Source organism: Staphylococcus sp. GDX8P80P (genome assembly GCF_017893095.1).
GTDB lineage: Bacteria > Bacillota > Bacilli > Staphylococcales > Staphylococcaceae > Staphylococcus > Staphylococcus borealis.
Window position 1 is genome coordinate 1 of record NZ_JAESMI010000171.1, and the last position, 4,292, is coordinate 4,292.

Consider the following 4,292-nt stretch of genomic DNA (forward strand, 5'->3'; position numbering starts at 1 on the left):
CTTAATTCAAGCTTTTCTCAGTTCTAGTCATCCTTGCGGGCGGGGCCCCAGCAAAGAGAATTTCATCAAGAAATTTTACAAGCAAAGCAAGCTGGGAGTCGGGGCCCCAGTAAAGAGAATTTCATCAAGAAATTCTACAAGCAAAGCAAGCTGGGAGTGGGACGACGAATTTAAGAAAATTCTGTCCCACTCTTTTCGCCTTTGTCTTTATATTATAAGTCATTATCGGTATAGTTAGGTTCAAACTATATTATAGAGAAAAGTGAGTGGATAATGATGTCAGCAAATATTTGTGCCTATTTAGGCGTATCTGTCGATGGTTATATAGCGGATCAATATGAAAGTGTTCAATTTCTAGAAGAGGTCGAAGGCGAAGGGGATAATGGTTATGCTCAATTTTATGACAGTGTCGATGTTGTGATCATGGGTGGGAATACATTTAGATGGTTACTCGATAATGGCGTTAAGACAAATCCATATGAAGGTAAACGTGTCATCGTAATGAGTACGCAACACGTTACGATAGACTGGGATATTGAATTTTATAGCGGAGACCTAAAGCAATTGTTTACGCAATTTAATAATGACGCATTGGTTTGGATTGTAGGTGGCGGTGCATTAATTTCTGAGTTAGTGAATTTAAATATGCTAACATCAATGCGCTTAACGCTGGCACCTAACTTATTAGGTCAAGGTATCAGTTTGTTCAATGATATTAAGGATAACGTTCATTTAACGTTACGAGATGTGACGCAATATAACCAATTTGTAGAACTTAATTATGACATTAATTACAAATAATAAAAAAATTTAAATCAATTTATTGTAATTCTTAATATAAGTATTGCTATACTTGTTAATAATATGCATAAAGGAGGGAAAGACATGTTTCTTGCATGGAACGAAATTAAGCGTAATAAGCTGAAATTTGGATTAATTATAGGGATTCTTGTATTAATTAGTTACTTACTCTTTTTATTATCCGGCCTAGCGAGTGGTTTAATTAATATGAATACAGAAGGCATCAAGAAGTGGAAGGCAGATGCGATTGTCTTAAATAAAGATGCTAACCAAACTGTGCAACAATCAGTCATAAAAACATCAGACGTTGAAGGCAAATTTAAAGAAGAGGCGCCTTTGAAACAAATGGGCGTTATAGCATCAAATGGAGATAGTGAAGAGAATGCGCTACTCTTTGGCGTAACGTCAAATTCATTTTTGATTCCAAAGATTGAGGAAGGCAAAACATTTGATAAAGATAATGATGTCGTCATTGATCAATCATTGAAAGATAAGGGATTCAATATTGGTGATACGATCAAGTTATCTCAATCTGATGAGAAATTACATATCGTAGGGGTATCAGAAAGTGCTAAATATAACGCTTCTCCAGTTATTTTTGCGAATAATAAAACGATGGAAAAAATCAATCCAGCATTATCATCAGATAAAACCAATGCCGTAGTCGTCAAAGATAGTAATTGGAAAGATAAAAAGGTTGATAGTGATTTAGAGGTTATAGGTATCGATGACTTTGTAGAAAACTTACCAGGCTATAAACCACAAAACTTAACAATGAACTTCATGATTACATTCTTATTTGTTATTTCTGCTACAGTCATCGGCGTATTCTTATACGTGATTACATTACAGAAAAAGAATTTATTCGGTGTGTTAAAGGCACAAGGATTTACAAATGGCTTCTTAATGAAGATGGTATTAGCACAAACCTTTATATTAGCCTTAATCGGAACATTAATTGGTTTAATACTCACATTACTGACAAGTCTAGTCTTGCCTGAAGCGGTACCTGTCCAATTTAATATTGGTACACTCATTATCTTTGGTATCGTCTTAATATTAACGTCACTTGTTGGTAGTTTATTCTCAGTACTATCTATTCGCAAAATCGATCCACTCAAGGCAATCGGATAAGGAGGTGCCACTATGTTAAAATTTGATGAAGTAACAAAAGAATTCCAAGATGGGAATCATATCATTGAAGCAGTTAAACCAACATCGTTATCGTTTGAAAAAGGTGAACTGATAGCCATTGTCGGCCCTTCCGGTTCCGGTAAGAGTACGTTTTTAACAATGGCTGGTGCGTTACAAACACCAACATCGGGTGAAATTTATATCAATGATAAGAAAATTTCGCAAATGAGTCAGAAACAATTAGCTAAAATGAGAATGAAGGAAATTGGTTTTATTCTACAAGCGACCAACTTAGTCCCATTCTTAACAATCAAGCAACAATTCCATTTATTGAAAAGTTATAAAAAAGATGTCTTAAGTACAGAAGAATACGATAAGTTGTTGAATGATTTAGGATTAAAAGAAATTGAAAATAAATTACCTTCTGAGGTGTCAGGAGGACAAAAACAACGTGTCGCCATAGCTAAGGCGATTTATACGCAACCATCAATTATTTTAGCCGATGAGCCAACTGCATCACTTGATACAGAAAATGCAATGGCAGTTATGGAAATCTTAAAAGAACAATCTAAACAACGTCATAAAACGTGTATCATCGTTACTCATGACGAACGTTTAACTAAATTCTGTGATAAAGTCTTTCATATGGAAGACGGACGTCTAAAAGAAAAATAAACAAATGAAAACACCCTCGAAGTAGGCTTTAAGTGGTCCTACTTGGAGGGTGTTTATAATAGGTTGAGATAACTTTAATCAACATCTATTTATCTTGTAATTCTCTCTCTAAATCAGTTTCATCTTCCATCGCGATGGTCGCTTTTTCAGATTCTTTTTTATATTTTTGATACATAATTACCAGTACAATTCCCCAAACTGGTGCAAAGAGTACAGCATAACGTGTACTACTATTGATCAGTAAAACAATAAAGATAAATGCGAAGAAGACTAGAATCGCATACGCCATATATTTGCCACCTGGCATTTTAAATGAACTCTCATTGTGTAATTCTGGGTTTCTTTTCACGAAGCCTAGATAAGCAATCATAATACATGTCCAAATCATAATATTAAGTACTGTTGAGAACGTTGTGATTTGAACGAATACTTTCGTAGCGTCTTTAAATATAGCGTTTAAGATAATCGCAATACTTAATAAACCACATGTTAATAAGATAGCGTAATATGGGACACCATGTTTATTCGTCTTATGTAAGAATGGCGGTCCTTGCTTTCTGCCGGCTAAACCGAATAACGTACGGCTATTAGCGAAAATACCACTATTACATGATGAAGCGGCAGCTGTTAATACAACAAAGTTAATAATTCCCGCTGCAAATGGAATACCAACTAAACCAAATAATTTAACATATGGACTTTCCGCAGGATCTAATTGATTCCAAGGTACAACTGACATAATTACTGCTAATGAACCGATATAGAATATTAATATACGGAAAGGTACGTTGTTAATTGCTTGTGGGATTGTTTTATATGGGTTCTTAGTTTCCCCTGCAGTGATACCGATTAACTCAATACCAATAAATGAGAAGATTGCCATTTGGAAGGCCATTAAGAAACCAGAGATGCCGTTAGGGAAGAATCCACCATAACGCCAAATATTCGATACACTTGCTGTACCGTAGTCAGTCTTCATTGCGAAGACAACCATCACAATACCTACAACAATTAACGCAATAATTGTTATTACTTTAATTAGTGATAACCAGAATTCTAGTTCACCAAATAGTTTGGCGCTGAATAAGTTCATGCCAACAAGTACAAGAATTGTAAATGCGACAGTTAACCAGTTCGGTATCGCTGGATACCAAAACTCAACATATTTCGCGACAGCTGTTACTTCAGCCATGCCTGAAATAATCCACGTGAGCCAATATGTCCAACCAACCATGAACCCTGCCATTGGACCGATGTGATGATGCGCGATATCCCCAAATGATTTAAATCCTAAATTAGATAATAAGATTTCTCCCATTGCACGCATAAACATAAATAATACGAAACCAACGATAATGTATGTAAGTAAAATCGATGGACCTGCTAAATGAATGGATGCACCGGCACCTAAGAATAAACCAGTACCAATCGCACCACCAATTGCAATCAGTTGTATATGCCTATTGCTTAACTCCCTTTGTAATTTATCTGCCATAATGTTCGTCCTTTCATGAGTATATACATGACTTAAGGTTATGACTGACTATAAATACCCTTAATAATTAGTTAAATAATTGTATTAAATTATGTAATTAATTTTTTGATAAAGTCCGTATAATTGTGTAAAAGTAAAAAGGCCATATAACAGTCCTTTTACGGTACAATGTTTTTAACGACAAAAA

General features: G+C 35.0%; 4 protein-coding genes. 3 read left to right on the top strand and 1 reads right to left on the bottom strand.

Features of this window, described 5'->3' with window-relative positions; translation table 11 throughout:
* Positions 1-273 precede the first annotated feature (273 nt).
* The 3 genes from KA858_RS12005 (at position 274) to KA858_RS12015 (ending at position 2,610) form a co-directional block, all read left to right on the top strand.
* The gene (locus KA858_RS12005) at positions 274-801 is read left to right on the top strand and encodes a dihydrofolate reductase family protein (protein ID WP_245342098.1); all 528 of its coding nucleotides are present in this window, start codon (positions 274-276) and stop codon (positions 799-801) included.
* Between the two features lie 84 nt (positions 802-885).
* Positions 886-1,935, top strand: a complete 1,050-nt coding sequence (locus KA858_RS12010; RefSeq protein WP_107629358.1) for an ABC transporter permease — start codon at positions 886-888, stop codon at positions 1,933-1,935.
* Positions 1,936-1,947: 12 nt separating this feature from the next.
* Positions 1,948-2,610, top strand: coding sequence for an ABC transporter ATP-binding protein (locus KA858_RS12015; protein WP_075109084.1), 663 nt, complete (start codon positions 1,948-1,950; stop codon positions 2,608-2,610).
* 85 nt (positions 2,611-2,695) lie between these two features.
* Here KA858_RS12015 and KA858_RS12020 read toward each other — a convergent pair whose 3' ends face one another.
* Positions 2,696-4,105: an amino acid permease gene (locus KA858_RS12020; protein ID WP_204193742.1), complete on the bottom strand. Its 1,410-nt coding sequence runs from the start codon at positions 4,103-4,105 to the stop codon at positions 2,696-2,698.
* Positions 4,106-4,292: the final 187 nt, after the last annotated feature.

Coding starts and splice junctions, on each gene's coding strand:
- KA858_RS12005 (WP_245342098.1), top strand. CDS start 274: ATGATGTCAGCAAATATTTGTGCCTATTTAGGCGTATCTGTCGATGGT.
- KA858_RS12010 (WP_107629358.1), top strand. CDS start 886: ATGTTTCTTGCATGGAACGAAATTAAGCGTAATAAGCTGAAATTTGGA.
- KA858_RS12015 (WP_075109084.1), top strand. CDS start 1,948: ATGTTAAAATTTGATGAAGTAACAAAAGAATTCCAAGATGGGAATCAT.
- KA858_RS12020 (WP_204193742.1), bottom strand. CDS start 4,105: ATGGCAGATAAATTACAAAGGGAGTTAAGCAATAGGCATATACAACTG.